This window comes from Candidatus Nanopusillus massiliensis (genome assembly GCF_920984865.1).
The window spans coordinates 160,379-162,947 of record NZ_OV100765.1 but is presented as its reverse complement, the minus strand read 5'-3'; the positions used below and the strand labels follow the sequence as shown (position 1 = coordinate 162,947).

The window sequence follows — 2,569 nt, the reverse complement described above, 5'->3', positions numbered from 1 at the left end:
AAACATTATGAAATAACAATGATTCCTTTAATACTTAATGATCCTACATCACCATGGGTGNNNNTTAAACCCAATATTATAAATCTCAATTAGAAAAATAATAAACGGAAATCAATATTATGAGGCATATGCAGGAGTTTATACAGCTCTTAACCAGATTTATTATATTAAAGTACTTGAAAAAACTCCCGATGGTNTGTTAATCATAACAAGTCTCGCCTGAAAAGTGGACAGAAGAAAAATGTCAAACAGGTTGAAGCTAGAGTAGAATCAGATCTTATTTATCCATTAGTTAGGGGCAGAGATATAAAGAAATGGTACTTATGAGTTTAAAGATAAATATATAATATTGCCACATGATAAAGAAGGAAATCCTTTTCCACATCATATAATGAAAACAAAATATCCTTATACATATCAATATTTCTATCAATTCTTTAATGATTTAATAAATAGAAGTGGAGGATTCCTAAAACAAAAAATGGCACCTTATAAAAAGTATCCATTCTATAAAGCTGAGAAAGTGACTGTACCATTTTATTATGTTATGAACAATGTTAAGGCATCCTTAGCACCCTATAAAGTTGTAGGACCAGAATTGCCGGCGCCATTACCGGTAAAGCGGTAAGCTTTGCTTGCGCAGTTGTTGAACCTATTAATGAAAAACCTGTAATACCTGTTGATGGAATTATATTAGTGGAAGCCAAATCTCCTAATGAAGCTTATTATATTGCGGCAGTTTTAAATTCAACTATAGTTCGTTCAATAATAGCATCTTTAAACATCTTAGTTAAGACAAGANACACATATTATAGATATCATTAAAATACCAAAATTCGACCCAGATAATAATTTACATAATAAAATTCCTGAATTATCTGAAAGAGCTGATGAATTAGCAAAATGTATATATTCCAATAATAAACCTGATTATTGTAAAAATATTAATGCAAAGGAAGAACTTAAAAAAGTTGAAGAAAAAATCGATTTAGCAGTTGCTGAATTATATGGAATTTCTAAAGAAGAATTAGAAGGATTTAAAGAATTAATGGAAATNCTTTCTGGAAAATAAATTTTATTAATTATAAAAACATTAATATTTTCTTAAAACAATTTTTATTCAAATAATATACAATAAACATTGCTAATATCGCTAGCTTATTTTTGATAAAATTTCTTCTATATATAAATATTTCAATTACAACAATAATAATCTCCGATAACCATCAAAATATATTTTTATATGAGGTAATGACATATTATAAAATGGACGGTTTAAGTATAATAGGAGCTAGCAATTATTTCAATAATAGAATTGTCACCTTTTATATTGGGTTGGATCTGATATTCATATATATTTTCAAAACTTATTTATTCAGGTGTAAACGTTATTTGAATATATATATATCATTTTCTAAAACTTGGGCTATTACTTTTCTTTCAGGAATGACATCTTTTATAATAACTCTCATCTTTTTCCTCCAATATTTCTCATATTCTATTGCTTTAACTACACTAACTTTAGAAATATTTACAGCCACTTCATTCCAGTTTTTATAACAAGTTTAATTGCCTATAAATATCTGTCCAACGCAGGTTTAGGAGTAGCTATTGTTATGTGCATTGCAATGTCTTTTAACTTGGCTTACCTTTACTATTATAGTATATATTACGGTAAATTATGTGCTAAATGTCTTACTAAATCCTTGTTATGATNGAATATGTTATTAAAATAAACATCTATAGAGATAATCTATAATTTTTATTATGCCAATAATCCTTTTTATATTATTTGATTAANNATTACTCATTTAACTTCCCTTAATCATATTAAAACTTATATCAAATTTAGGATTATTCTTTATAGTTAATTAGTAATTATTTAAAAAATTTTAATTAAGACTTTTTGTATTTACTTAGATAAAAGTTTTTCTATTAATAAACCTTTCTCATTATCTAGTTTAATAGATTGCAATTTTTTACCTATTTTGATTTTTCTAAAATCTTTTCAGTTTCTATAATATTTATTAAAAAATTTTATTAAAAAAAAAATCTAGAAAACTGCTTCCTCGCCAGGAATTCTTGGGAATAATTGAACTTCCCTTATATTCTTCTTTCCAGATAAGAATCTTAATAATCTTTCAACACCAATTCCTCCTCCACCACTTGGTTTTAATAATCCTCTTTTAGCAACTTCTAGATAGTCTTTATATGATGAATAATCTATCCCTTCTTTTTCTAATTCTTTCATCTTTTCCATATTTCTCTCATATTTATATTCTCTTTCTCCTCCAGATAAAACTTCCTCATATCCTTCTGGCAAAATTAAATCATAGTTTAAGAAATGACCTGGATGATCTTCATCTTCCTTATCATAGATCTCTCTTTTTATATCAATAATCCAGAATGGATCTTTTTCTTCTACACTTAAAGCATCATCACTACCATATTTTTCTAAAACTTCTGAATATCTGTANNCTTTGGATGGTTTTGAAGGAACTCTTAATTCTCTACCTAAAAGATCTAATTCTTCTTTACATTCTTCTTTAACTTTTTTGATTACATAGAT

At 26.4% G+C, this 2,569-nt stretch carries 3 protein-coding genes (1 of these 3 only partly in view); 1 reads left to right on the top strand and 2 read right to left on the bottom strand.

Going from position 1 to position 2,569, the window contains the following annotated elements:
• The first annotated feature begins 349 nt into the window (after positions 1-349).
• On the top strand, positions 350-628 hold the full coding sequence (locus tag LUA84_RS01165; protein WP_231434053.1) for a hypothetical protein: 279 nt from the start codon (positions 350-352) through the stop codon (positions 626-628).
• Between the two features lie 760 nt (positions 629-1,388).
• Here LUA84_RS01165 and LUA84_RS01160 read toward each other — a convergent pair.
• Positions 1,389-1,541, bottom strand: a complete 153-nt coding sequence (locus tag LUA84_RS01160) for a hypothetical protein (RefSeq protein ID WP_231434051.1) — start codon at positions 1,539-1,541, stop codon at positions 1,389-1,391.
• A gap of 512 nt (positions 1,542-2,053) precedes the next feature.
• Positions 2,054-2,569 carry the 3' portion of an amino acid--tRNA ligase-related protein gene (locus LUA84_RS01155; protein ID WP_305836191.1) on the bottom strand. The gene runs 51 nt beyond the window's last position, so the window shows 516 of its 567 coding nt (coding positions 52-567); its start codon lies beyond the right edge, outside the window; its stop codon occupies positions 2,054-2,056.